Raw genomic sequence first — 23,929 nt, 5'->3', positions numbered from 1 at the left:
CAAATCGCGCAAAGCCCTGTCCGTATTGCCTCTAAGCCTTGGGTCATGGGCTCGCGGCAGCGACGCAAGTGACCCGCGGCCTCTTGCGCCGCCAATGCGCATGCGGGTGATGAGCATCGCTTAAGGGTTTGAACGGAGTCGTCAGGGTGTCGCCGCATAGCCAAACGTTTGCGAGGAAGCGGCGGCGATGAAGTGGTAGGCACATGCGTTGCTCGGTTCATCGACGCAAGCTCACTTCATATTGGAGGTCTGACATGCCCGAAAAGAAAACCCTCGAGCGCGCGGCGAAGGCCAAGCGCGAAGGCAAGTCCCCGAGCACGCAGGCGGGTGCGTTCGTGAAGGAGCAGATGGATCACATCCGCGAGGGCAAGCACGGAGCGAAGTCGGCGAAGCAGGCTATCGCGATCGGGCTGTCCGAGGCACGGCGCTCGGGCGTGAAGATGAAGCCGCCGAAGAAGGGCACGGCGTCCGAGGCGACGCGCAAGAAGGCCGCGCAGGACACCAAGGCCGCGCATCGCACGAAGAAGAGCCCGAGCACCGAGTCGAAGGCCAAGCGTTCCGCCACGTCTACGCGCGTGCTGAAGCGCGAAAGCACGAAGGCTGCTTCGCACGAGTCGCTCTCGCGGCAATCGCATGCGGCCGCGAGCCGGCGCTCGGCGGCGGATCGCTCAGCCGCCGCGAAGAAGGGCTGGGCCACGCGGCGCAGGAACGCGGCCGCCAAGTCGAAGGGCGCGCACGCGCGTCACGCGTCGCGCTGAAGTGGAAGCAGCCGCGCGTAGGAGACGGCCATCGTCGCGAGCTCCTGTGCCGCGGGCGTGAGCGGCACGCCCGCGCGGCGCAGCAGGCAGACCGGCGTTTTCGCGGCGCGCTCGGCGATCGGCACGATGCTCACGTGATCGCGGAAGAACGGATGATCCGCGAGGCTCGCGGGTTCGAGCCCGAGATAGTCGCTCGATGCGATGCAGTGCAGCGTGTCGAAGACAGCCTCGGTCGTCGCGGCGATGCGCGGCGGCGCGAGCCTCGCCTGTTCGAACAAGGCCGATAGCTTGTTGCCCACCGCGCCGCCGCCGCGCTGCCGCGTGCTGACCCATTCGGCGCCCGCCAGTTCGGCGAGCGCGCGCGAACGTCCGAGCGGATGACCGCGCCGCGCGATGACCGCGACTTCGGAATCGAAGAGCGGAATCGCGTCCATGTCGTGGATATCGGCGTCGGGTGCGATTAGCGCGAGCGCGAAATCGAGGCTGCCGTCGCGCACCCACGAGGTCAGCATGCGCGACGTCGCGCTCGTCAGATGCACGTCGATGCGCCCGCAGCGCTCCCGATAGCTCGCGAGCAGCGCCGGAAAGAGCCGCATGGTCGCTTCGGCGGCAAGCCCGAGCGCGACGCGCCCCGTCAGTTCGCCGCGCAGCTGGCGCATTTCTTCTTCGGTCTTTCTGCACTCGCCGAGAATCAGGTCGGCGCGCGCGCGCAGGCGCTCGCCGATGGGCGTGAGGCGAGCGCCGCGCACATCGCGCTCGAAGAGCGGTCCGCCGGCCAGCGCTTCGAGCTTGTGAAGCTGCTGCGTGATGCCGCTTTGCGCGACATCGAGCCGCCGCGCGGCGGCGCGCACGCTGCCCGCATCGGCGACGGCGACGAACATGCGCAACTGCGTGAGCGTCAGGTCCACAATCGGCGTCCAGTGGGGTGATCTCGAAAAGTGATCATGATAAGCAAAACGCCTCTGTTTGCGAGCGCTGCGCGCCCTTACCATCGGTGCCCACATTTCGGAGACACCGCGTTCATGCTCAAACTCAGCTCTCTCCTGCTCGCGGCCGCGCTCGCCGCCGCCGCGCCGGTTCACGCGAAAGACGCCGATGCCCTGCGGCTCGGCATCGACCCCGGCTATCCGCCGATGGACGTGAAGACGCCCGACGGCCACGTCGCGGGCTTCGACGTCGATCTCGGCGATGAAATCTGCCGCCGCATCGCGATGCGCTGTCAATGGGTCGAGCTCGAGTTCTCGGGCATGATTCCCGCGCTTCAGGCACGCAAGATCGACGGAATCATGTCGTCGATGGCGATCACCGACAAGCGCATGAAGCAGATCGCGTTTTCCACCAAGCTCTTTCAGTTCCGCTCGCGCCTGATCGCGAAGCAGGGCGCGCCGCTAGCCGCGAGCGCGCAGGGCTTGCGCGGCAAGCGCGTTGGCGTGCAGAGCGGCAGTCAGTTCGAAACCTATGCGATGAAGAACTGGCAGCCGGGCGGCGTCGAGGTGGTTGCGTATCAGAGCCAGGAAGGTGTGTTCAACGATCTCGCCGCGGGCCGCATCGATGCCGCGCTGCTCGGCTCGGTGGAAGCGGAGCACGGCTTTCTGAAGACGCCGCGCGGCGCGGGCTTCGCGTTCGTCGGCGAGCCGCTTTCGATGGGCGATCACGGCGTCGGCATGGGCCTGCGCCAGGACGACACGGCCTTGAAGGCGAAGGTCGACAAGGCCGTGAGCGACATGCGCGCCGATGGCACGTATCAGAAGATCGCGCGCAAGTATTTCGATTTCGATGTGTACGGCGACTGAGGATTCATCGATGCAAACACGACGCAAAACGCTGGTTTCGACGACACTCGGCACATCGCGCGAGCTCGTCAGCTTTCATTTCGGCGATGCCGGACGCGACGGCGAGAAGGTCTATATCCAGTCCTCGCTGCACGCCGACGAAACCCCCGCGATGCTTACCGCGTGGACCCTGAAGCAACGCCTCGCCGGGCTCGAAGCCGAAGGCCGCCTGCGCGGCGAGGTCGTGCTCGTGCCGGTGGCGAATCCGATCGGGCTTTCGCAGCATGTGCTCGGGCAATTCCTCGGACGCTTCGAGGCGAACAGTGGCCAGAACTTCAACCGCGCCTTTCCGATGCCGCCCGCCGATGCGCTGATCGGGCGCGTCGGCGCGCGTTTTTCGTCGGACGATGCCGCGTACAACACGCGTCTCGTGCGCGCCGCGCTCGTCGAGATGCTCGGCGAAATGCGCGCGAAGAACGAGTTCGCATCGCTGCGGCTCGCGCTGCTCACGCTGGCCTCAGAGGCCGATGTCGTGCTGGATCTGCATTGCTCGCTCGAAGCGACGATGCATATCTACACGAGTCCCGCGAGCTGGCCCGCGATCGAGCCGCTCGCGCGATATCTCGGCGCGAATGGCGTGCTGCTCGCGACGGATTCGGGCGGGCAGTCCTTCGATGAAGTTCACGCGCTCTTGTGGAACGAAGTCCGCGAGCACCTCGGCGGCAAGGTGCCGCTCGGTGCGCCGAACATCGCGGCGACGATTGAGCATCGCGGGCAGCGCGACGTCGATTACGACACGGCCGCGCAGGACGCCGATGCCATCGTCGATTATCTGATCGCGCGTGGCGTGATCGAAGGCGAGATGAAAGACGCGCCGCCGCTCGCGCAGCCCGCGACGCCGCTTGCGGGCAGCCAGCAGTTGACGGCGCCGGTGAGCGGGATTGTCGTTTATCGGGCGGAAGTGGGGGCGGTGCTGAAAGCGGGCGATCCGGTTTTCGATATCATCGATCCGCTCACCGATTCGGTCACGACCGTCACGACGAGCAACGACGGCGTGTTTTACATGCGCCGCGCGATCCGCTTCGTGCACGCGGGCGCGCCGATGGGCCGGGTGACGGGGGTGACGCCGATCAGAAGCGGTGTGTTGATCGGGGCGTGATGAATCAGGGATCGGAAAAAGCTGCGGCGCATTGAGTCCGCCTTTCAGTAATCCGGAAAGGTAGGGAGCGCGTGGATCGACAAAACGTGACGGATGCCAGTCGGTGGAATGGGGCCGGCTGAGCATCACGCGGCGAAAATTATCAAAACCCGCCGTGTCACTCCAGTCTCCGCGCAATAGCCTTGCCCACTTCCTGCGTGCTCGCCTTGCCGCCGAGATCGCCGGTGCGTGGGCCTTCCTTCAACACGGCGGAGATCGCGGCGAGCATCGCGTCGTGTGCGTCGCGCTCGCCGAGGAAGTCGAGCATCATCGCGGCGGACCAGATCATCGCGACCGGATTGGCGATGCCTTTGCCCGCGATATCCGGCGCGGAACCGTGCACCGGCTCGAAGAGCGACGGGAAGTTGCGCTCCGGATTCATGTTAGCCGAAGGCGCAATGCCGATGGTGCCCGTGCATGCCGGCCCGAGGTCCGAAAGAATATCGCCGAAGAGATTGGTCGCGACGACCACGTCGAAGCGATCCGGATTGAGGACGAAGCGCGCGCACAGGATATCGATGTGCTGCTTGTCCCACTTGATCTCGGGATATTGCGCGGCGATTTCGGCGGCGCGTGAGTCCCACCACGGCATGCTGATCGAAATGCCGTTGCTCTTGGTCGCGACGGTGATCTTCTTTTCGCGCTTTTGCGCGAGATCGAATGCGAACTTGAGCACACGCTCCGCGCCCTTGCGCGTGAAGATCGACGTTTGCGAGACGAACTCGCGCTCGGTGCCTTCGAATGACACGCCGCCGACCGACGAGTATTCGCCCTCGGTGTTCTCGCGCACGATCATGAAGTCGATATCGCCCGCCTTGCGATTCGCGAGCGGCGAAGGCACGCCGTCGAAGAGACGCGCGGGCCGCAGATTGATGTACTGATCGAACTCGCGGCGGAACTTGAGCAGCGAGCCCCACAGCGAGATATGGTCGGGCACCGTGTCCGGCCAGCCGACCGCGCCGAACAGGATCGCATCCGCGTCCTGCAGTTGCGCTTTCCAGTCGTCGGGCATCATCTGGCCGTGTTGCGCGTAGTAGTCGCAGCTCGCCCACTCGATATGCTGATACTCCAGCGCGATGCCGAAGCGCTTGCTGACGGCGTCGAGTGCGCGCAGGCCTTCGGGCATGACTTCCTTGCCGATGCCGTCGCCCGGAATGACGGCGATGCGGTATGCGTTGCGGCTCATGCGGGTCTCCTGTGGTTCGATCGAACGATTATTTCATCGATCGGCGTGTCGAGCGCGCGTTTCCCGTGCTCGCTAGAATGACTCCTCCCGCCCGCGTTCCCCTTCGAGGAGTCTCGCCATGCTGGACTTCGGACGCCACGCCCGCACGCCGACGCTCGATATCGCCTACGCCGATTCCGGTCCCGCCGACGGTCCCATCGTGATGCTGCTGCACGGCTGGCCCGATGCCGCGCGCGCGTGGAACCCGGTCGCCCAGCGGCTCAACGACGCGGGCTATCGCACCATCGTGCCGGAGTTGCGCGGCGCGGGCGGCACGCGTTTCTTGCGCGATGACACCGTGCGCGACGGCTCGGGCGTCGCGCTCGCCAAAGACGCTGTCGATCTCGCCGATGCGCTCGGCATCGCGCAGTTCGATATCGTCGGACACGACTGGGGCGCGCGCGCCGCCTACACGATCTCGGCGCTGTTTCCCGAGCGCGTGCGCCGCATGGCCGCGCTCGCGCTTGCGTATCAGCCGCGCGGCACGTTCGAACTGCCGGATTTCTCGCAGGCGCGGCGTTTCTGGTACCAGTGGTTCATGTCGCTCGATGGCGGGCCGGAGGCCGTCGCCGCCAATCCCAAGGGCTTTGCGCGCATCCAGTGGGATACATGGTCGCCGCCCGGCTGGTTCGACGAAGCCGAATTCGCTCAGACGGCGCGCGCCTTCGAGAATCCCGACTGGGTGCCGATCACCCTGAACGCGTATCGCCGGCGTTGGAGGCGCGATCAGCCGTCCGATACGGCGCTCGCGGATCTGTATGCGCGGCTCGGGACGATCGAACGCATCGGCGTGCCCGCGCTGATGATCCAGGGCGGCGCGGATTCCTGCGACGAACCCGCCAGCTCGGAAGGGCAGGAAGGCTGTTTCACGGCGGGCTATCGGCGCGTCGTTATCGATGGCGCGGGGCATTTTCCGCTGCGCGAGGCGCCGCAAGCCGTTGCGGACGCCATCATCGCTCATCTGAAGTGACAGGCGGATCAGGCGAGCCTCTTGCGCACCGGAAGCGGACAGTCCTGACACGTTTGGCGACAAATACTGTATGCGTGTACAGTACTGTTCGCTATGTCGCGCAGGTATGCCCGAACACTCGCGCGACCTCGCCTACGGCTTTGAGAAAGCCGTCCAACTTATTGAACCGGTTGAAAAATTGGCATCGAATAACGCAATCCGCATTCGCGGCGCCCGTCAGCACAATCTGAAGAACCTCGATCTCGACCTGCACACCGGCCAGATGACGGTCGTGACCGGCCCGTCCGGCTCCGGCAAGTCGAGCCTCGTGTTCGACACGCTCTACGCGGAAGGCCAGCGGCGCTATGTCGAAACCTTCAGCGCCTACGCGCGCCAGTTTCTCGACCGGATGGACCGTCCGCAGGTCGACCGCGTGGACGGCGTGCCGCCCGCCATCGCCATCGATCAGACGAATCCGGTGCGCAGTTCACGCTCGACCGTCGGCACGATGACGGAGCTGAACGATCACCTGAAGCTGTTTTACGCGCGCGCCGCCGAGCTCTTCGATAAGAAAACCTCGCACCGCGTGCGCCACGACACGCCCGAGACGATCTACGCCGAACTGCTCGAACGCACCCGCGCCGACGATCCGCGCCTCGCGATCACGTTCCCGGTGGAATTGCCCGATACCGCGAGCGACGAGGAAGTCGAGCAATGGCTCTCCGCGAGCGGCTACACGCGCGTACAGGCGAAGCGCCACGTGCAGACGGAATCCGGCGCGCGGCAGATGCTCGATGTCGTCGCGGACCGCTTCCGCTTGCAGAACACGGAGCGCTCGCGCGCGCTGGAGGCGATCGAAGGCGCGCTGCTGCGCGGCACCGGGCGCGTGAACGTCTATGTGCTGAAGGAAGAATCCGAGCCGGAAATCTGGCGCTTCTCAACCGGCCTGCACAGCCCCGAAAGCGACTTGCGCTACGCAGACCCGCAGCCGGCGCTCTTTTCCTTCAACTCCGCTTACGGCGCGTGCGAAACGTGCCGCGGCTTCGGCCGCGTGATCGGCGTCGATTACGGCCTCGTTATCCCCGACGACAAAAAGACGCTGCGCGAAGGCGCGGTCAAGACGCTGCAGACGCCCGCATGGAAAGAGAATCAGGACGATCTCGTGCGCTACGGCGCGAAGGCGGGCATCCGTCTCGGCGTGCCCTGGAAGGATCTGACGCAGCAGGAGCGCGACTGGGTCATCAAGGGCTCGCCCGACTGGACCGGCAAGTGGCAGAACCAGTGGTACGGCGTGCAGCGCTTCTTCGATTATCTGGAGTCGAAGGCGTACAAGATGCACATCCGCGTGCTGCTGTCGAAGTACCGCAGCTATACGACGTGCCCGGTTTGCGACGGCGCCCGTCTCAAGACCGAATCGCTGCTGTGGCGTCTCGGCACGAAGGAACAGGCGGATGCGGTGTTGTCGCCGCAGGATCGCTTCATGCCGCAAGGCGTCGACTGGACGCGCGATCAGCTCGAAGCGCTGCCGGGCCTCACCGTGCACGATCTGATGCTGATGCCGATCGAGCGCATCCGCCGCTTCTTCGATTCGCTGACGCTGCCGTCAACCCTGCTCGACGAGGCGCTCAAGCTGCTGCACGCCGAAGTGCGCACGCGTTTGAAATATCTCTGCGATGTCGGCCTCGGTTATCTGACGCTCGACCGTCAATCGCGCACGCTGTCGGGCGGCGAAGTGCAGCGCATCAATTTGACGACCGCGCTCGGCACGTCGCTCGTGAATACGCTTTTCGTGCTCGATGAGCCGAGCATCGGCTTGCATCCGCGCGATCTCAACCGCATCGTCGAAGCGATGCATCGGCTGCGCGATGCGGGCAATACGCTCGTCGTCGTTGAACACGATCCTTCGGTGATGCTCGCGGCGGATCGTCTCATCGATATGGGGCCGGGGCCGGGCGAGCGCGGCGGCCAGATCGTCTACGATGGCGCGCCCGACGACATCCAGACCACCGACACGCTGACCGGCGCGTATCTCGGCGGCCGCAAGCATGTCGCGCATGCGTCGAACTGGAACCGGCGCGTCGTCGATGCGAACACGCCGCGCCTCACGCTCGAAGGCGCGAGCGATCACAACCTTCAGGACGTCACCGTCGATATCCCTTTGCAGCGCCTCGTCTGCGTGACGGGCGTGTCCGGCTCGGGTAAGTCGACGCTGATTCAGGACGTGCTCGCGCCCGCGCTGATGCGTCACTTCGGCAAGGCGACGGAAGCGCCCGGCGCGTTCCGCGATCTGAAGGGCGCGGAGCAGCTGAGCGATGTCGTGTTCGTCGATCAGTCGCCGATCGGCCGCACGGCGCGCTCGAATCCGGCGAGCTATGTCGGCGCATTCGATGAAATCCGCAAGCTCTATGCGAAGGCGCCGCTCGCGTTGCAGCGCGGTTACAGCGCGAGCATGTTCAGCTTCAACTCGGGCGACGGGCGCTGCCCGACATGCGGCGGCTCGGGCTTCGAGCACGTCGAGATGCAGTTCCTGAGCGATGTCTATTTGCGCTGCCCGGATTGTGACGGACGCCGCTATCGCGCGGAAGTTCTCGAAGTGAAGATCGAGCGCGGCGGGCGTCAGTTGAGCGTCGCCGATGTGCTCGAACTGACCGTGAGCGAAGCGGTCGCGTTGTTCGCCGAAGACAGGGAAGTGCTGCGCGTGCTGCAGCCGATCGTCGACGTGGGCCTCGAATACGTGAAGCTCGGCCAGCCCGTGCCGACGCTGTCCGGCGGCGAAGCGCAGCGTCTCAAGCTCGCGGGTTTCCTGGCTGAAACATCGCAAAGCAGCAAGAGCGAAAGCCGCCTCTTCATGTTCGACGAGCCGACCACGGGCCTGCACTTCGACGACATCGCCAAGCTGATGCAGGCATTGCGCCGGCTGCTGGAACGCGGGCATTCGCTGATCGTCATCGAACACAACCTCGATGTGATTCGCGCGGCGGACTGGATCATCGATCTCGGTCCCGAAGGCGGCGATGGCGGCGGGCAGGTGGTGTGCGTCGGCACGCCCGACGATGTGGCCGCGTGCGAGCAGTCGCATACGGGCCGCGCGCTGATCGAGTACGAAGAAGCGATGGCGCCGGGCGCGGCAGAGAAGCGCGCGGGCGTGCCCTTGCAGCTTGCGGCGGAAGTGGCGAGCGCGCGCCGCGCATTGCAGGGTGAGGACGTCGTGCGCATCGTCAACGCGCGCGAGCACAACCTCAAGTCGCTCGATGTCGATATTCCGCACAACAAGTTCAACGTGGTGACGGGCGTGTCCGGCTCGGGCAAATCGACGCTCGCGTTCGACATTCTTTTCCACGAAGGCCAGCGCCGTTACCTCGAATCGCTGAACGCGTATGCGCGTTCCATCGTGCAGCCGGCTGGCCGTCCCGAAGTCGACGCCGTGTACGGCATTCCGCCGACCGTCGCGATCGAGCAGCGTCTGTCGCGCGGCGGGCGCAAGTCCACGGTCGCGACGACATCGGAAGTCTGGCACTTCCTGCGTCTGCTGTACGTGAAGCTCGGCATTCAGCATTGCATCCACGATGGCACGCCGGTGCAGGCGCAAAGCTCCGAATCGATCGCCGCGCAGATCATGCGCGATTTCAAGGGGCAGCATGTCGGCTTGCTCGCGCCGCTCGTCGTGAATCGCAAGGGCGTCTATACCGATCTCGCGAAATGGGCGAAGGCGCGCGGCAATACGCATCTGCGTGTCGATGGCGAATTCTTGCCGGTCAGCCCGTGGCCGAAGCTCGATCGTTTCCGCGAGCATACGATCGAGTTGCCCGTCGCGGATCTCGTCGTATCGGCGGACAACGAAGCCGAACTGCGCCGCCTGCTCGACGAAACGCTCGAAATCGGCAAGGGCGTGATGCATCTTTGCGCGCCGCTCGATGAGCTGCATGGCGCGCTTTCCAACGGGCATCGACGCGGCGTGGAGGAAACGCGCGTGTTTTCGACGAAGCGCGCGTGCCCGGTGTGCGGCACGAGCTATCCCGAGCTCGATCCGCGCATGTTCTCGTACAACAGCAAGCACGGCTGGTGCAACACGTGCGTCGGCACAGGCGTGAAGCTGACGCGCGAGCAACGGGCCGCGTTCGACGACACGGTCTTCGCGCAGGACGATCGCGGACGCGAGCAGAGCATCGGCTCGGTGGATCAGGAACCGGACGATATCGTCGATCAGCCGTGCCCGGATTGCGAAGGCACGCGTCTGAACGATGTCGCGCGCGCCGTCACGTTCGGCAATTATCCGATCACCGAAGTCGGACGCTGGACCGTCAGCGATACGCGCGAGTGGATCTCGACGCTGAAGCTGAAAGGACGCGATGCCGATATCGCGCGTGACGTGGTCAGCGAAATCGAAGGGCGCCTGCAGTTTCTCGAAGAAGTGGGGCTCGGTTATCTGAGTCTCGATCGCGCCGCGCCGACGCTCTCCGGCGGCGAAGCGCAGCGCATTCGTCTGGCGGCGCAACTCGGCAGCAATCTGCAAGGCGTGTGCTACGTGCTCGATGAGCCGACCATCGGTTTGCATCCGCGCGACAACCTCATTCTGCTGAGCGCATTGAAGAAGCTGAACGACAAGGGCAATACGCTCGTCGTCGTCGAGCATGATGAAGACACGATTCGCCGCGCGGATCACATCATCGATATCGGGCCGGGCGCGGGCAAGCGCGGCGGCACCGTGGTCGCGCAGGGCAACGTGACGGATCTCGCGGCGCACAAGGCGTCGCTCACCGGCCAGTTCCTCGCGAACCCGATCGTGCATCCGTTGCAGCCGCGCCGTGAAGTGCGTGCCGCGACCGCAAAGCGGCCCGCCGTGCCGGAGCAATGGCTGACGGTCGAAGGCGCGACGCTGCATAACCTGCGCAACGTGACGGCGACGATGCCGCTGAATCGCCTCGTCGCGATCACGGGCGTGTCGGGCTCGGGCAAATCGACGCTCGCGCGAGACGTGTTGATGACCAATCTGCTCGATGCCGTGGGCCGTTCGGTGCTGTCGTCGCCCGCGGTGCGACGCGCGCGCAAATCCGCGCAAGCTGCGGACACGAGCAGGCCCGCGACGAGATCGCGCGCCAGCGTGCTCGCGCGTGAAGCGCCGCGTCCGAAGTTCGATGTCGTGCATGCATGGCAGGGCTGCTCGGGCGTGACCGGTTTCGAAGCCATCGACCGCGTGCTCGAAGTCGATCAGACGCCGATCGGCAAGACGCCGCGTTCGTGCCCGGCGACGTACATCGGCATGTGGGACACCATTCGCAAGCTCTTCGCCGATACGCTCGAAGCACGCGCGCGCGGCTATACGCCGTCGCGCTTCTCGTTCAACACGGGCGAAGGACGTTGTCCGGCGTGCGAAGGGCAGGGCGTGCGCACCATTGCCATGAGCTTCCTGCCCGATGTCAAAGTGCCCTGCGACGTGTGCCACGGCCAGCGCTTCAATCCGGAGACGCTCGCGGTGACGTGGCGCGGCAAGAACATCGGCGAAGTGCTGACGATGGAGATCGACGAGGCCGTCGAGTTCTTCGCGTCGATGCAGAGCATCGCGCATCCGCTGCAACTGCTGCGCGATGTCGGCCTCGGCTATCTGACACTCGGCCAGCCATCGCCGACGCTATCGGGCGGCGAAGCGCAGCGCATCAAGCTCGTGACGGAGCTGTCGAAGGTGCGCGACGACATCACGCGGCGCGGCCAGAAGCCGCCGCATACGCTGTACGTGCTCGACGAACCGACTGTCGGCCTGCACATGGCCGATGTGGCGAAGCTGATCCGCGTGCTGCATCGGCTCGTGGATGGCGGGCATAGCGTGATCGTCATCGAGCATGATCTCGATGTGATCGCGGAAGCCGACTGGGTGCTCGATCTCGGTCCGGAAGGCGGCGTGAACGGCGGCACGATCGTCGCGGCGGCGGACCCCGATACGCTCGCGACGCATCCGCGCAGCCACACGGGCGCGGCGTTGCGGCCGGTGCTAGCACGCACGCGGGAGGCCGAGAATGCTGCGTGATCTCGATACGCTGATCGCATCCATGCAGCCCGAGTTGCAGCCGGGCGTCTACGTGTTCGCGTCGCTGCCGCACGATGCGGCGGCGAGCGGCGCGGGCATCGTCGCGACGTTTCGCGAGCGCGAGGGCTTGACGGTCGTGATGGAAGAGGGCGCGGCGCTGGCGGCGGGCATCGAACCGCTGTTTCGTGCGGCGTGGATCACATTGACCGTGCATTCGGATCTGAACGCGGTCGGCTTGACGGCCGCGTTCGCGCGTGCGCTGGGCGACGTGAACATCAGCTGCAATGTGATCGCGGCGGCATATCACGATCACATCTTCGTGCCCGTGGGCGATGCCGTGCGCGCAATGGACGCATTGTTCGATTTGCAAAGGCGTGCTGGTATGCTGGCGGCCTCATCGAAACCATGAATCCGACAAGATGGAAACGCAGGACAAAGCCGTAGCGCTCAAAAGAATGAAATGGTTCGCCGCCGCGCTGCTCGTCGCAGCGGGTGGTTTGTTCGCGCTCGCGAAGAGCCAGCACGATGCGGGCGTGTGGGCGTGGGTGTCGTCGTTCGCGGAAGCCGCGATGGTCGGCGCGCTCGCTGACTGGTTCGCGGTCGTCGCGCTGTTTCGCCACCCGCTCGGCGTGCCCATTCCGCACACGGCGATCCTTCCGGCGAACAAGGCGCGCGTCGCGGACAACCTCGCCGTGTTCGTGCGCGACCGCTTTCTCGGCACCGATGCGCTCGTCGCGCGCGTGAACGCGTTCGATCCGGCGAGCCGTCTGTCGATGTGGCTCTCGGAGCCCGCGAATGCCGACCTGCTCGGCAAGAAGGCGGTGTCGGCGGTCGGCCAGTTGTTGTCGTTCGTCGATGACGAGCGCGTCAAGTCCATGCTCTACGACACGCTGCGCCGTCGCGCGGACAAGTTCGATCTCGCGAGCGCGGCGGGCAGCGTGCTGTCGACGCTGACGTCGGACCGGCGTCATCAACTGCTGCTCGACGAAGGCCTGAAGCAGATGGCCGCGTGGCTCGACAAGCCCGAGGTGCAGGAGATGCTCGCGGGGCGCATCGTCGCGGTGGCGGGCGAGGAGTATCCGAAGCTCATCGGCATGCTGGGTTTCGTCGGACTGAATGCAGAGGATCTCGGCAACAAGTTCGCCGCCGGCCTCGTGCGCGGCGCGAATCAATGGCTGCACGATGTGAGCAGCGATCCGGAACATGAACGCCGCAAGGCCTTCGATGCCGCGGTGGAGCGCTTCGTGGAACGGCTGAAGACCGATCCGGCATTCAGGACGCGCATCGACGAGCACAAGCGCGAGTGGCTCGAGCGGCCGGAGTTGCGCGGCTACGTGAATGGGCTGTGGGACGAGTTCATCGGGTGGCTCGATGCGGATATCAAGCGGCCGGATTCGGCGCTGCACGCGAAGGTCGTGGGGATGGCGGGGAGCTTTGCCGAAGCGCTCGGCAGTGATCCCGACTTACGCGAGTCGATCAACGAGCATATGCGGGATGCTTTGAAGGCTCTCGCGCCGGAGTTGCGCGATGGCATCGCGAAGCATATTGCCGCGACTGTCAAGCAGTGGGACGATGCGACGCTCGTGCGCGACGTCGAGCTCAATATCGGGCGGGATTTGCAGTTCATTCGCGTGAATGGGACGCTCGTTGGGGGAGCGGTGGGGATTTTGATTCACGCGGTGAGTGTGGCTGTGGGGTGAGGGGGAGTGGGGTCTGGGGCTTTGGGTTTTCGCCGGATCCTGTTTTCGCGTCGGTCTATTGGCGTTGCCCCTGTGCGGGGCGGCAATTACTTTCCTTGCTGCTGCAAAGAAAGCAATTTACGAGTAACGAGACATTGATTTATAAAAACGTTGCTTAAATATTCAGGACGTCTACCCCCTTCAATACCCCTCCGCTAAAAATCCACTGCTTGGACAAACTGTGACAGTCAGGCGTGAAAGCGTCGCATTTTCTCGACGCTTTCGTCTGCTGTCTCTCGCGGTCGCCCGCGAGCACGAGCCTTCGACGGTCGTCCGTGCGGTCTCGCCTGAACGCGCCGGGACTCGACAGAAACGCACCGCGCGTTTCTCACTGCGGGCATGACAATTAACCGTATTCCAGGTTAGAACCTATCTCCCGTCGCGCTTGACTGCTGCGCGCTTCGCCATGCTCCACAAGCCTTTAACGGCTTGACCAGCGATGTGCATATGAGCGCGGGCCTACTGCAACTGTGTAAAGCCCGGAGCCGCGCCGTTCAGCGGAAGGGGCGCGCGCGAACAGTGACACGGCTGACGTACCGGGGACTTACACCATTACCGGCAACCCTTGCGGACTCCCTGCCACGTCTCGCCCATTAGGTGAGCAATAGCACCGTGCGCCGGCGGTCGAAGGGCGCGCGGGGGCAAACGCTAACCCGCGTTGCTCGGGTGTCGTGGGTGAATAAGTCCTACAGGTCGCCAAGTCTGTGCCGGCGCAAGCACGCGCCGGATTCCTAAGAATACGTCACGCCCTCGCGAATTCATTTCAAGACATTGTCGATTTGAGACTGCCTGAAATCAGTGTTTTTGGCTTAAAGGCTTTTGCTGATTTTTCGCGAAATGAAAGCCCGATACGTTTCGCACGTCGAGTCTCGTCAACCCGTTTCATGGACCTTTGTTCATGAGCGGGTTTTTTCAACCTCGTTCTCTTGAAGGTGAAACGATGAAGGACTCCTCGAACCGCGAAACGGCGCGTCTCGGTGACAAGACCGACCACGGCGGCTTGATCATCGAGGCCGCGACCGATCTCAAACACATGGGCGTGGCCGTCGCGCTCGATGGGCATCTCGCCGAATGCCCGACGTGCGGAGGCGTATTTCCGATCATCGCGACAGGCGCACGCACTCATAGAGCCAAGAAGGTCGCTTGCATCGGCGACAAGACGGCGTGCGGCGCGACGGTCATTGCCGGCTGAGGTCCAGGCATGCAAACGTTCAAGCAGACGCACACGCTTTCGATACGAGGCGACGCGCTTCCGACTCAATACGGCCGGTCGGTCTTCCTCTGCACGCGTATTCACGGCACGGAGGCGGTGGGCGAGCTATTCGAGTACACCGTCGAAGTGCGTGCACCGCTTTCATTGACGACGGGCATGGGCGCGAATGTCGATCTCGACAAGCTCGTCGGCACATTGGCAACGGTGACGATTCAGATCGAGGGTAACGGGGAGTTCATTCCGGGGATGCCGGGCGACACCGGCCAAGCAAACATAGGCGCGGGAGAGCGCGAGATTAGCGGCATGATTGATTCCGCGCGCTTCGTTGGAGTCGATGAGCGATGCGCCGTCTATAAGTTGATCTTGCGACCGTGGCTCGCGCTCGCAGAACGCGCGATCAACACGCGGCTCTTTCAGCACAAAAACATTCAGGACATTACCAGCGAGGTCTTGCGGGAATATCCCGGCCTTATCGACTACCGCTTGAATGATCCGAATCATCAACGCTACTTCACCCATCGCGATGTGATTCGACAGCACTGGGAGTCCGACTATGCATTCTTGCGTCGAATCTGGGAAACATGGGGGTGGTGCTTCTGGTTCGAACACGCGGACGGCGATTTTCGGCTCATCCTCTCGGACGGTCTAAACGGAGCGTTGGCGCAAGACGTCGCGTATCGAACCGTTCGATATTTCGCTGATACGTCCGCCCGCATCGATCAGGAATATATCGAGGCGCTCGATTTCACAAGCACACTCACGGCGGGCAAGGTCACGACAATCGACCATGACTACGCGCGGCCTGCTCATTCGGGTGCGTCGTTGAGCGTGGAGTCTGAATATTCGCGCGTGACTGCTCATGCGGACGTTGAGCAGTATGTACGCGTCACCGCCGCCCAGCCTAACAATCTCGACCGCGAAAAGCGTGCGGAGGCCGTCAAGGATTCAGAATGGCTCGCGCTTGTGCGCGTTGAATCGCTCCGTACCAAGGGTCTGCGCGCCCAAGGCCATGGCAATTTACGCGGCCTCGCGACCGGCCGCTTTTTCACGCTCACGCATCACCCGCACGCAAAAGCCAATCGTGATTACGCGGTCCTTTCCTGCTCGCTCGATATAACCGACGTCGGCGGCGAGAGCGGAAAGCGCGCGGCCTATACTTGCCGCGCCGAGTTCGAACTATTCCCGTACACAGAAGAATTCCGGCTCGACCAGACCACGCCTCGACCACGCACTAGCGGCCCGGAACTCGCGATAGTGGTCGGCCCGGAGGATAAGACGATATGGACGGACGAACTACACCGCGTGCTGGTGCGTTTCGTCTGGGACCGCGACCGACCTTTTGATGCGACCGCGAGCATTTGGCTACACGAGCGGCGCGTTTCTCGTTCATGCCGTGAGTCACGCAACCGAAGGCCCGCAGCCGTCCTCAGTTTTCCCGGCGATACGGCGAAGGATCAGGACAAGGAAAAAGCGGACGCGGGGGCGACAATGCGCACGCAATCACGCAATTGCAACTGTCCGCCGGACGGCGGACAGTTGGTAACTCGAAACTGGAATATGTCGGACGTGTCGCGTCAATATCAGGCGCGAGTAACAGGGTTCGCTTCGATGACGGAATGGAGCTTCGAGGGAAACGACTTCGATGGCTTCAGGTCGGGCTTATGTCAGCTTGAGGAGGCAAAAGCGAGGTATGACCAGTTTTTCGACGAAGACGGACAGCCAGAACACTTTTGGGGGCTATCCGGTGAACCCGGAATGATTAATCAGGCTAGTAGACAAAATATAATTGTTGCGGCTAGCCCGCCCTCGAAGCTCGTTTGGTATTTTATGCAACCCGTTAGCTATCGGTATTTTACGCGACAGTTTGCTATTTCCGCTCCACTTGAACGCACGATATTCCAGCCATAATGTTTTAATTCGCAAATGTCAAATTACACAATGAAGGTTTCTTTAACTTTCCGTCCGATCCCAAAAGAGTTACCAACCTATGAACAGCTTTACCGCGACCTGTGGCGCTTTGCTAAAGCTTTGGAGGGTAAGGCCGGTTTTTCGTTAAACAACTGGCATCCACCGGCGCCGAATGAAAACGAGTCGTTGACAGCTCAGGCATTTGACGAAAGCGGGCCAACAGCAGGCGCCATAGCGCTCGCAGAACGGTATGCCGATTCTCAATATGCCGATATGCCACATGGTGGTGTTTGGAATGGAAAGGAGGGGGATCTCGGTGCATCGTTTAAGACACGATACAATCTCAACGGATTGTGCAATATGGAGTTCCGATGTGCGCGAGCTTCGAATTTACGTTCTTATGATCAATTTGCCGAGCTTATACATGACGCTTTGAGGATATGGCCTGGACTAACAGTCGAGGTGGCGCCTCCGAAGTATTCCATGCAGAAGCAAGTCTTTCCTGACCGCCCCGGCATCGGCTGGATGCTCTATTTGCCGGGCCGGATCGAGCCTGAGAAGGTTCCAGAGGCTCCGATGCTTCGTTACGTAAAAGACCTGAACGGTGCTGAGGGGACCATCATCATCAGCGTGATTGACGAGCCGTTCGACGTCGACAACGCGGAGCATGTGAGGGTGGCGAACGCGCTGGAAATTCGATTGGCCGATCAGGGACTCTTACCGCGATACGCAGACCTGTGACCCAATGTGGCCCGCTTCAGGCGGGCCATTTTTTCCAAGGCCACTCGGCTACCTCGCTCGCTTCGTCCTGCGTGGAATCGCCGTTTTCCAACTCGCGAAGCATCGATGATGACCGTCGCGTCGATCACTTCTTGGATCGCGCACGGCCTGCCACATCGCGCCGCTCGACTGATTGGTAAGGCGCCAAATAGCTCTGGCCCGCTGCGCGGCCGACCGGTCAATCGGGTCCGCGCGTGCTTCTTTACTAACACCTCCATCTCACTGCATTCGCCCACCGTTGGTTTCCCTTGAAAACCCAACGGCAGCGCGTAGCGCTGTGCCGGAGCTATTTCGTGCTGAACCAGCGCGCCAAAACAACTAGCTAGTCAGACCGTGCGCGGTCCAAGCCCGGTTAGGCTTGTGAGGGCACTCGCTACTGCCGGACCACGTGCGATCTTCTGTGCCGGGGCCGGCCTGAAGCACTTTGGATGGGGATAGCTGTTTCTTTGGTTACTTTCTTTGCAGCAGCAAAGAAAGTGACTGCCGCCCCGCACAGGGGCAGTACAAATAGCCCGACACGAAAGCGGGATCCGGCGAAAACCAGCGCGCGAGCAACCCCACACCTCAGGCCTTCTTAACGAATTCCGTTTTAAGGCTCATTGCTCCGAACCCATCGATCTTGCAGTCGATATCATGATCGGCGTCGACCAGGCGAATGTTTTTGACCTTGGTGCCCATCTTGACAACCCCGCCGCCGCCCTTGAGCTTCAGATCCTTGATGACCGTAACCGTGTCACCATCCTGAAGAATATTCCCCGCGGAATCGCGATAAACCTTCGCAGCGGGTTCCGACGACGCGGCGCTCGACTGCGCCGGCCATTCATGCGCGCATTCCGGGCAAATATACAAATCTGCGTCCGCGTAAGTGAATGCCGAATTGCATTTCGGACAGGGAGGTAGAGCGTTCATACGTATTCCTTGATGCCTCGCGGCGGAAGTGAAAGCCGGCAAGTATAGCGTTCTCCGGAACCTAACAATCCAGTGGGAAGGCGGAGCGCAGCGCCGGATGTATTATTGCTGATCCAGCGCGTAAGGACGCAGCAGCAAGAAAAGCAGCCCCTCCGATTCGCCGAAGCGGACACAATCCATGCCCAACGCCAACACCGCCCTGATAGAACGCTTCTACACAGCGTTTCAGAACCGCGACGCTGAAGCAATGGCCGCCTGCTACGCCCCCGATATCCAGTTTCAGGACCCCGCCTTCGGCGTGCTGCGCGGCAGGGAAGCCGGCGACATGTGGCGCATGCTCCTCGGTCGCGCCACCGATTTCACGCTGACCTTCGACGCCATCGAATCGATCGGCCAGATGGCGAGCGCGAAAGCCGTCGCGCGCTACACCTACTCCGCGACAGGCCACATCGTCGTCAACCGGATCGAGTCGCGCTTCGCGATCCGCGACGGCTTCATCGCCGAACAAACCGATGTCTTCGATCTCTGGCGCTGGAGCCGTCAGGCGCTCGGCGCGAGCGGCTGGCTCTTCGGCTGGACGCCGCAGATGCAACGCGCGATCCGCACGAAAGCGCGCAGAACGCTCAAGGCATACCGCGAGAAGGCAGTGCCATGACGCGCATCGAACGCAACGATCAATCGCCGATCGACGCCGCGCGTCTCGAAGACGAGTGGCTCGAAGCCGATGCCTACGGCGGCTTCGCATCCGGCACCGTCGGCACCATGCGAACACGCCGTTATCATGCCCTCCTGCTCGCCGCGACGCAGCCGCCCGCCGGGCGCGTCGTGCTCGTCAACGGCATCGAAGCGTGGCTCGACGTGAACGGCGAGCGCTTCCCCCTGACGATGCAGCGCTACGCGCCCGATGTGCTCTATCCGGATTCATCGGCGAGCCTGTTCTCCTTCGACACCGAGCCGTGGCCGACATGGCGGTATCGAATCGGCGACGATGCGGTCGTCGTCGCGGAAGTGTTCGTCGCGAAACAGAGCCGTGAAACGGTGCTGCGCTGGCGTCTCGAAGACGCGGCCATGCCGGCCTTCGAGGCCGCGCGCCTGCAAGTGCGCCCGCTGCTTTCGGGGCGCGACTATCACGCGCTGCATCACGAGAATCCGGCCTTTTCTTTCGATGCGACGCTCGAAGGCGAGCGCGTGCAATGGCAGCCTTACGGCGACCTGCCCGCGATCTGCGCGACGTCGAACGGCGCCTACGAACACGAGCCCGACTGGTATCGCAACTTCTCCTACGCGCGCGAACGCGAGCGCGGGCTCGATTTCTCCGAAGACCTCGCCACACCCGGTGTGTTCACCTTCGATCTCGCGCGCGCCGAAGCCGTCATGATCCTGCACGCGCACACGGGCCGCGACAAGCCGTTCGAAGACAGCGCGCTCACGCATGCATTGCAGCGGGTGACGCGCGAAGCGGAGCGCCGCGCCTCGTTCGGCTCGCGGCTCGCGCGCTCGGCGGATGCGTACGTCGTGAACCGCAACGTCGGACGCACGATCATCGCCGGTTTTCCGTGGTTCACCGACTGGGGCCGCGACACCTTCATCTCGATGCGCGGCCTCCTGGTCGCGGCGGGACGGTCTCAGGAAGCAGAGTCGATCCTGCTCGAATGGGCCGACACGATCTCGGAAGGCATGGTGCCGAACCGCTTCCCGGACAGCGGCGGTCTGCCCGAGTACAACGCGGTCGATGCATCGCTGTGGTTCGTCGTCGCGGTGGGGGATTATCTGGCGACGGGCCACGCGCACGCCGCGACCACGAGCCGCCTGCAACGCGCCGCCGACGCGATTCTCGACGGCTATTCCCGCGGCACGCGCTTTCGCATCGCCGCGGATTCGGATGGCCTGCTGCGCGCGGGCGTTCCCGGTGTGCAGCTCACGTGGATGGACGCGAAGGCGGGCGACTGGGTCGTGACGCCGCGCATCGGCAAGCCGGTCGAAGTGCAGGCGTTGTGGATCAACGCGCTGTCCATCGCGAGCGCGTGGAATGCGCGCTGGCAGGCCTTGCGCGATCAGGCGCGGGCATCGTTCGCGGCGCGCTTCGTCGATCCCGATACGCACGCGCTCTTCGATGTCGTCGACGTGGATCACGAGCCCGGCAAGATCGATCGCTCGATTCGCCCGAACCAGATCTTCGCGGTCGGCGGGCTGCCGTTTCCGCTCGTCGATGGCGATATCGCGCGCGGCGTCGTCGGGCAGGTCGAGGCGCATCTGCTGACGCCGCTCGGCCTGCGCACGCTCGCGCCCTCCGATCCCGCCTACAAGGCGCACTACGCGGGCGGCGTGTCGGACCGCGACGGCGCGTATCACCAGGGCACCGTGTGGCCGTGGCTGATGGGCCCGTTCGTCGAGGCGTGGGTGCGCGTGCACGGCGCGGCGGGCGCGCGCGAACGCTTTCTGGCGCCGCTCCACGCGCATCTCGATCGATACGGTCTCGATCACATCAGCGAAGTCGCCGATGGCGACGCGCCTTTCACACCCGGCGGCACGCCTTTCCAGGCGTGGTCGCTCGCGGAGCTCATGCGCGTCGAAAAGCTGCTCGCGGCGCCATGAGCGCGATGCGCGCTGGTTGCCATCAAAACGCGCTAAATTACGAGTCTTGCCCGCCGATTTGCGCGCCGCAAACGAGGAGACGCCCATGCCGAAACCGCGCCCCGTCAATCAGCTCGACACCGTCGAGGGTTCACGGCTCCATTCGAAGGACTGCCCGCGCTGGCAGCGCTGGGGGCCGTATCTGAGCGAGCGTCAATGGGGCACGGTGCGCGAGGATTACAGCGAGTTCGGCACCGCGTGGGAATACTTTCCGCACGATCATGCGCGCAGCCGCGCATATCGCTGGGGCGAGGACGGCCTTGCCGGTTTCGGCGACGACAAGCTCAACTGGTGCATCTCGCTCGCGCTGTGGAACGGCTGCGATCCGATCATCAAGGAGCGGCTCTTCGGCCTGACGAACCAGGAAGGCAATCACGGCGAGGACGTGAAGGAGCTGTACTTCTACGTCGACGGCACGCCGACGCATTCGTACATGCGCATGCTCTACAAGTACCCGCACGCGGCGTTTCCCTACGCCGATCTCGTCGATGAAAACGCGCGGCGCGGCGCCGACATGCCCGAGTACGAAGTGCTCGACACCGGCGTCTTCGACGACGAGCGCTACTTCGACGTGCAGGTCGAATACGCGAAGCACACTGCCGACGACATCCTGATGCGCGTGACGGTCGAGAATCGCGGCGCCGTGTGGGCCGCGCTCGACGTGCTGCCGCAGATCTGGGCGCGCAACACGTGGTCGTGGAAGCCGACGCCGGTCAGGCCGTCGCTGAAAGTGGAGACGGTGGAGGGCGAAGGCACGTACGTGCTCGCGGAGCAGGCGGGCCACGAGCCGATGGTCGTGACCGCATGGTCGCCCGATGCGGAGAATATCGATTGGCTCTTCTGCGAGAACGAAACCAACGTCGAGCGGCTTTTTCGCATGAAAGGCGAGGGACCGTTCAAGGACGGCTTCAACGATTACATCCTGCATGGCGACGAAGACGCGATCCGCCGCGACAACGGCACGCGCGCCGCGGCGCACGCGCATCTCGAAGTCGAGCCGCACGGCAAGGCCGTGGTGTATCTGCGCTGGCGGCCGGAATCCGCGCCCGACAGCGTGCCGCTCGACGCCGAAGGGCTCTTCGCGCGCCGCATCGCGGAAGCGGACGAGTTCTACGGCGCGCTGCAACACGACATCGCCGATGCGGATCAGCGGCTCGTGCAGCGTCAGGCGCTCGCGGGCATGCTGTGGTCGAAGCAGTACTATCAATTCGACGTGACGCGCTGGCTCGACGGCGATCCGCTGCAGCCGAAGCCGCCGAAGCCGCGGCGCTCCGGGCGCAACGCGGACTGGCGGCATCTGTGCAACGCGGACATCGTGTCGATGCCGGACAAGTGGGAGTATCCGTGGTACGCGTCGTGGGATCTCGCGTTCCATGCGGCCGCGTTTGCGCTGGTCGATCCGGCGTTCGCGAAGCGTCAGTTGCTGTTGCTCGTGAAGGACCGCTATCAGCATCCGAACGGCCAGTTGCCCGCCTATGAATGGGCGTTCAGCGATGCCAATCCCCCCGTGCATGCATGGGCGACGTGGCGCGTCTACGAAATCGATCGGGCGATCACCGGCAAGGGCGACCGCGACTTTCTGGAGCTCGTGTTCCACAAGCTCCTGCTGAACTTCTCGTGGTGGGTCAACCGCAAGGACGCCGACGGCAAGAACATCTTCCAGGGCGGCTTTCTCGGGCTGGACAACGTGGGTATTTTCGATCGCTCGTCGCCGCTGCCGACAGGCGGCCATATCGATCAGGCCGACGGTACCGCGTGGATGGCCGCGTATGCGCTCGACCTGATGCGCATCGCGCTGGAGCTCGCGTATGAGAACAAGGTGTTCGTCGATATCGCGGTGAAGTTCTTCGAGCACTTCCTGTATATCGCGGAAGCAGTGAGCTGCGAGGACAACTGCGATACCGGCCTCTGGGACAGCGAGGACGAGTTCTTCTACGACAAGCTGCGTCTGCCGGACGGCTCGAACGTCCCGATGCGCATTCGCTCGATCGTCGGGCTGATTCCGCTTTTCGCGGTGCATGTGCTGGAGCCGAAGGTGTATCGCTCGCTGCCGGAGTTGCGCGAGCGCCTGCACTGGTTCCTGGAGCATCGCACCGATCTGTCGCGGCTCGTGTCGCGCTGGAATGTCGCCGGTCAGGGCAATAGCGTGCTGCTGTCGCTGTTGCGCGGACACCGCATGAAGGCGCTTCTCAGGCGCATGCTCGACGAAACCGAGTTCCTGTCCGATCACGGCGTGCGCGCGCTTTCACGCGTGCATCTCGATAATCCGTTCGTTTTCTATCACAACAGCGAGAGCTTCAGCATCCGTTATCTGCCGGGAGAATCGGACTCGCGCGTCTTCGGCGGCAATTCGAACTGGCGCGGACCGGTGTGGATGCCGGTGAACTATCTGCTGATCGAATCGATCCACGAATTCCATCGCTATTACGGCGATGATTTTCGCGTCGAATATCCGACCGGCTCCGGGCAGAAGTTCTCGCTCGCACAGATCGCCGACGAACTCGCGCGCCGCGTCACCACGCTCTTTCTGCTCGACCGGAACGGCGAGCGCCCCGTGATGGCCGCGTATCCGCTGCTGCAGGCCGATCCGCGTTCGCGCGGCCTCGTGCTCTTTCACGAGTACTTTCACGGCGACAACGGGCGCGGCGTGGGCGCTTCGCATCAGACGGGCTGGAGCGGGCTGGTCGCGCTGCTGCTGCAGCCGCATGCGACGGGCCCGTCCGGCGTCGTGCCGCTCGCGGGCGAAGCGGATGCCGAGATTCAGGAGTTCGCCGGGGCGAAGTAGCGGCGCGGCACGCTATTTGGCGTTTGGTATTCCGCGA

At 63.6% G+C, this 23,929-nt stretch carries 16 protein-coding genes; 13 read left to right on the top strand and 3 right to left on the bottom strand.

What is annotated here, in order from left to right; all coding sequences use genetic code 11:
- Nucleotides 1-254 precede the first annotated feature (254 nt).
- Nucleotides 255-758 carry a DUF6496 domain-containing protein gene (locus AC1Z32_RS31685; protein ID WP_483482779.1) on the top strand — a complete coding sequence of 168 codons (504 nt, stop codon included), beginning with the start codon at nucleotides 255-257 and terminating at the stop codon, nucleotides 756-758.
- On the opposite strand, the gene AC1Z32_RS31680 is transcribed toward AC1Z32_RS31685, so the two are convergent.
- Nucleotides 743-1,666 (bottom strand): LysR family transcriptional regulator, encoded by a 924-nt coding sequence (locus AC1Z32_RS31680; RefSeq protein WP_483482778.1) that lies wholly within the window; start codon nucleotides 1,664-1,666, stop codon nucleotides 743-745. The two genes, AC1Z32_RS31685 and AC1Z32_RS31680, sit on opposite strands and share 16 nt — an antisense overlap.
- Nucleotides 1,667-1,780: 114 nt before the next feature.
- Here AC1Z32_RS31680 and AC1Z32_RS31675 point away from each other — a divergent pair, with 114 nt between their 5' ends.
- Nucleotides 1,781-2,551: a transporter substrate-binding domain-containing protein gene (locus AC1Z32_RS31675; protein ID WP_483482777.1), complete on the top strand. Its 771-nt coding sequence runs from the start codon at nucleotides 1,781-1,783 to the stop codon at nucleotides 2,549-2,551.
- Nucleotides 2,552-2,561: 10 nt separating this feature from the next.
- Nucleotides 2,562-3,689, top strand: coding sequence for a succinylglutamate desuccinylase/aspartoacylase family protein (locus AC1Z32_RS31670; RefSeq protein ID WP_483482776.1), 1,128 nt, complete (start codon nucleotides 2,562-2,564; stop codon nucleotides 3,687-3,689).
- Between the two features lie 157 nt (nucleotides 3,690-3,846).
- On the opposite strand, the gene AC1Z32_RS31665 is transcribed toward AC1Z32_RS31670, so the two are convergent.
- On the bottom strand, nucleotides 3,847-4,914 hold the full coding sequence (locus AC1Z32_RS31665) for a tartrate dehydrogenase (protein ID WP_483482775.1): 1,068 nt from the start codon (nucleotides 4,912-4,914) through the stop codon (nucleotides 3,847-3,849).
- A 118-nt stretch (nucleotides 4,915-5,032) separates the two neighbouring features.
- Here AC1Z32_RS31665 and AC1Z32_RS31660 point away from each other — a divergent pair, with 118 nt between their 5' ends.
- From AC1Z32_RS31660 to AC1Z32_RS31630, 7 genes are all read left to right on the top strand, one after another.
- On the top strand, nucleotides 5,033-5,923 hold the full coding sequence (locus AC1Z32_RS31660) for an alpha/beta fold hydrolase (RefSeq protein ID WP_483482774.1): 891 nt from the start codon (nucleotides 5,033-5,035) through the stop codon (nucleotides 5,921-5,923).
- A 178-nt stretch (nucleotides 5,924-6,101) separates the two neighbouring features.
- Complete coding sequence (gene uvrA / locus AC1Z32_RS31655) at nucleotides 6,102-11,924, top strand: excinuclease ABC subunit UvrA (protein WP_483482773.1); 5,823 nt, start codon at nucleotides 6,102-6,104, stop codon at nucleotides 11,922-11,924.
- Nucleotides 11,914-12,333 (top strand): ACT domain-containing protein, encoded by a 420-nt coding sequence (locus tag AC1Z32_RS31650; RefSeq protein WP_483482772.1) that lies wholly within the window; start codon nucleotides 11,914-11,916, stop codon nucleotides 12,331-12,333. Before uvrA ends, AC1Z32_RS31650 begins: the two co-directional genes overlap by 11 nt.
- A 10-nt stretch (nucleotides 12,334-12,343) precedes the next feature.
- Nucleotides 12,344-13,624, top strand: a complete 1,281-nt coding sequence (locus AC1Z32_RS31645; RefSeq protein ID WP_483482771.1) for a DUF445 domain-containing protein — start codon at nucleotides 12,344-12,346, stop codon at nucleotides 13,622-13,624.
- A 979-nt stretch (nucleotides 13,625-14,603) separates the two neighbouring features.
- The gene (locus tag AC1Z32_RS31640; protein WP_483482770.1) at nucleotides 14,604-14,855 is read left to right on the top strand and encodes a PAAR domain-containing protein; all 252 of its coding nucleotides are present in this window, start codon (nucleotides 14,604-14,606) and stop codon (nucleotides 14,853-14,855) included.
- Nucleotides 14,856-14,864: 9 nt separating this feature from the next.
- Nucleotides 14,865-16,784, top strand: coding sequence for a type VI secretion system tip protein TssI/VgrG (gene tssI / locus AC1Z32_RS31635; RefSeq protein WP_483482769.1), 1,920 nt, complete (start codon nucleotides 14,865-14,867; stop codon nucleotides 16,782-16,784).
- A 15-nt stretch (nucleotides 16,785-16,799) separates the two neighbouring features.
- Entirely contained in the window at nucleotides 16,800-17,525 is a 726-nt protein-coding gene (locus AC1Z32_RS31630) for an Imm52 family immunity protein (RefSeq protein WP_483482768.1), read from the top strand.
- A 603-nt stretch (nucleotides 17,526-18,128) separates the two neighbouring features.
- Here the strand turns inward: AC1Z32_RS31630 and AC1Z32_RS31625 are convergent.
- A complete protein-coding gene (locus tag AC1Z32_RS31625) occupies nucleotides 18,129-18,473 on the bottom strand; it encodes a zinc ribbon domain-containing protein YjdM (protein ID WP_483482767.1) in 345 nt (114 codons plus the stop codon).
- Nucleotides 18,474-18,651: 178 nt separating this feature from the next.
- Here AC1Z32_RS31625 and AC1Z32_RS31620 point away from each other — a divergent pair, with 178 nt between their 5' ends.
- From AC1Z32_RS31620 to AC1Z32_RS31610, 3 genes are all read left to right on the top strand, one after another.
- Entirely contained in the window at nucleotides 18,652-19,128 is a 477-nt protein-coding gene (locus AC1Z32_RS31620; protein ID WP_483482766.1) for a nuclear transport factor 2 family protein, read from the top strand.
- Nucleotides 19,125-21,068, top strand: coding sequence for an amylo-alpha-1,6-glucosidase (locus AC1Z32_RS31615; protein ID WP_483482765.1), 1,944 nt, complete (start codon nucleotides 19,125-19,127; stop codon nucleotides 21,066-21,068). Before AC1Z32_RS31620 ends, AC1Z32_RS31615 begins: the two co-directional genes overlap by 4 nt.
- An 85-nt stretch (nucleotides 21,069-21,153) precedes the next feature.
- Complete coding sequence (locus AC1Z32_RS31610) at nucleotides 21,154-23,892, top strand: MGH1-like glycoside hydrolase domain-containing protein (RefSeq protein WP_483482764.1); 2,739 nt, start codon at nucleotides 21,154-21,156, stop codon at nucleotides 23,890-23,892.
- The last annotated feature ends 37 nt before the right edge of the window (nucleotides 23,893-23,929 follow it).

It is taken from the genome of Caballeronia sp. 11_S32 (genome assembly GCF_056930355.1).
This window is presented reverse-complemented; position numbering and strand designations above follow the sequence as displayed.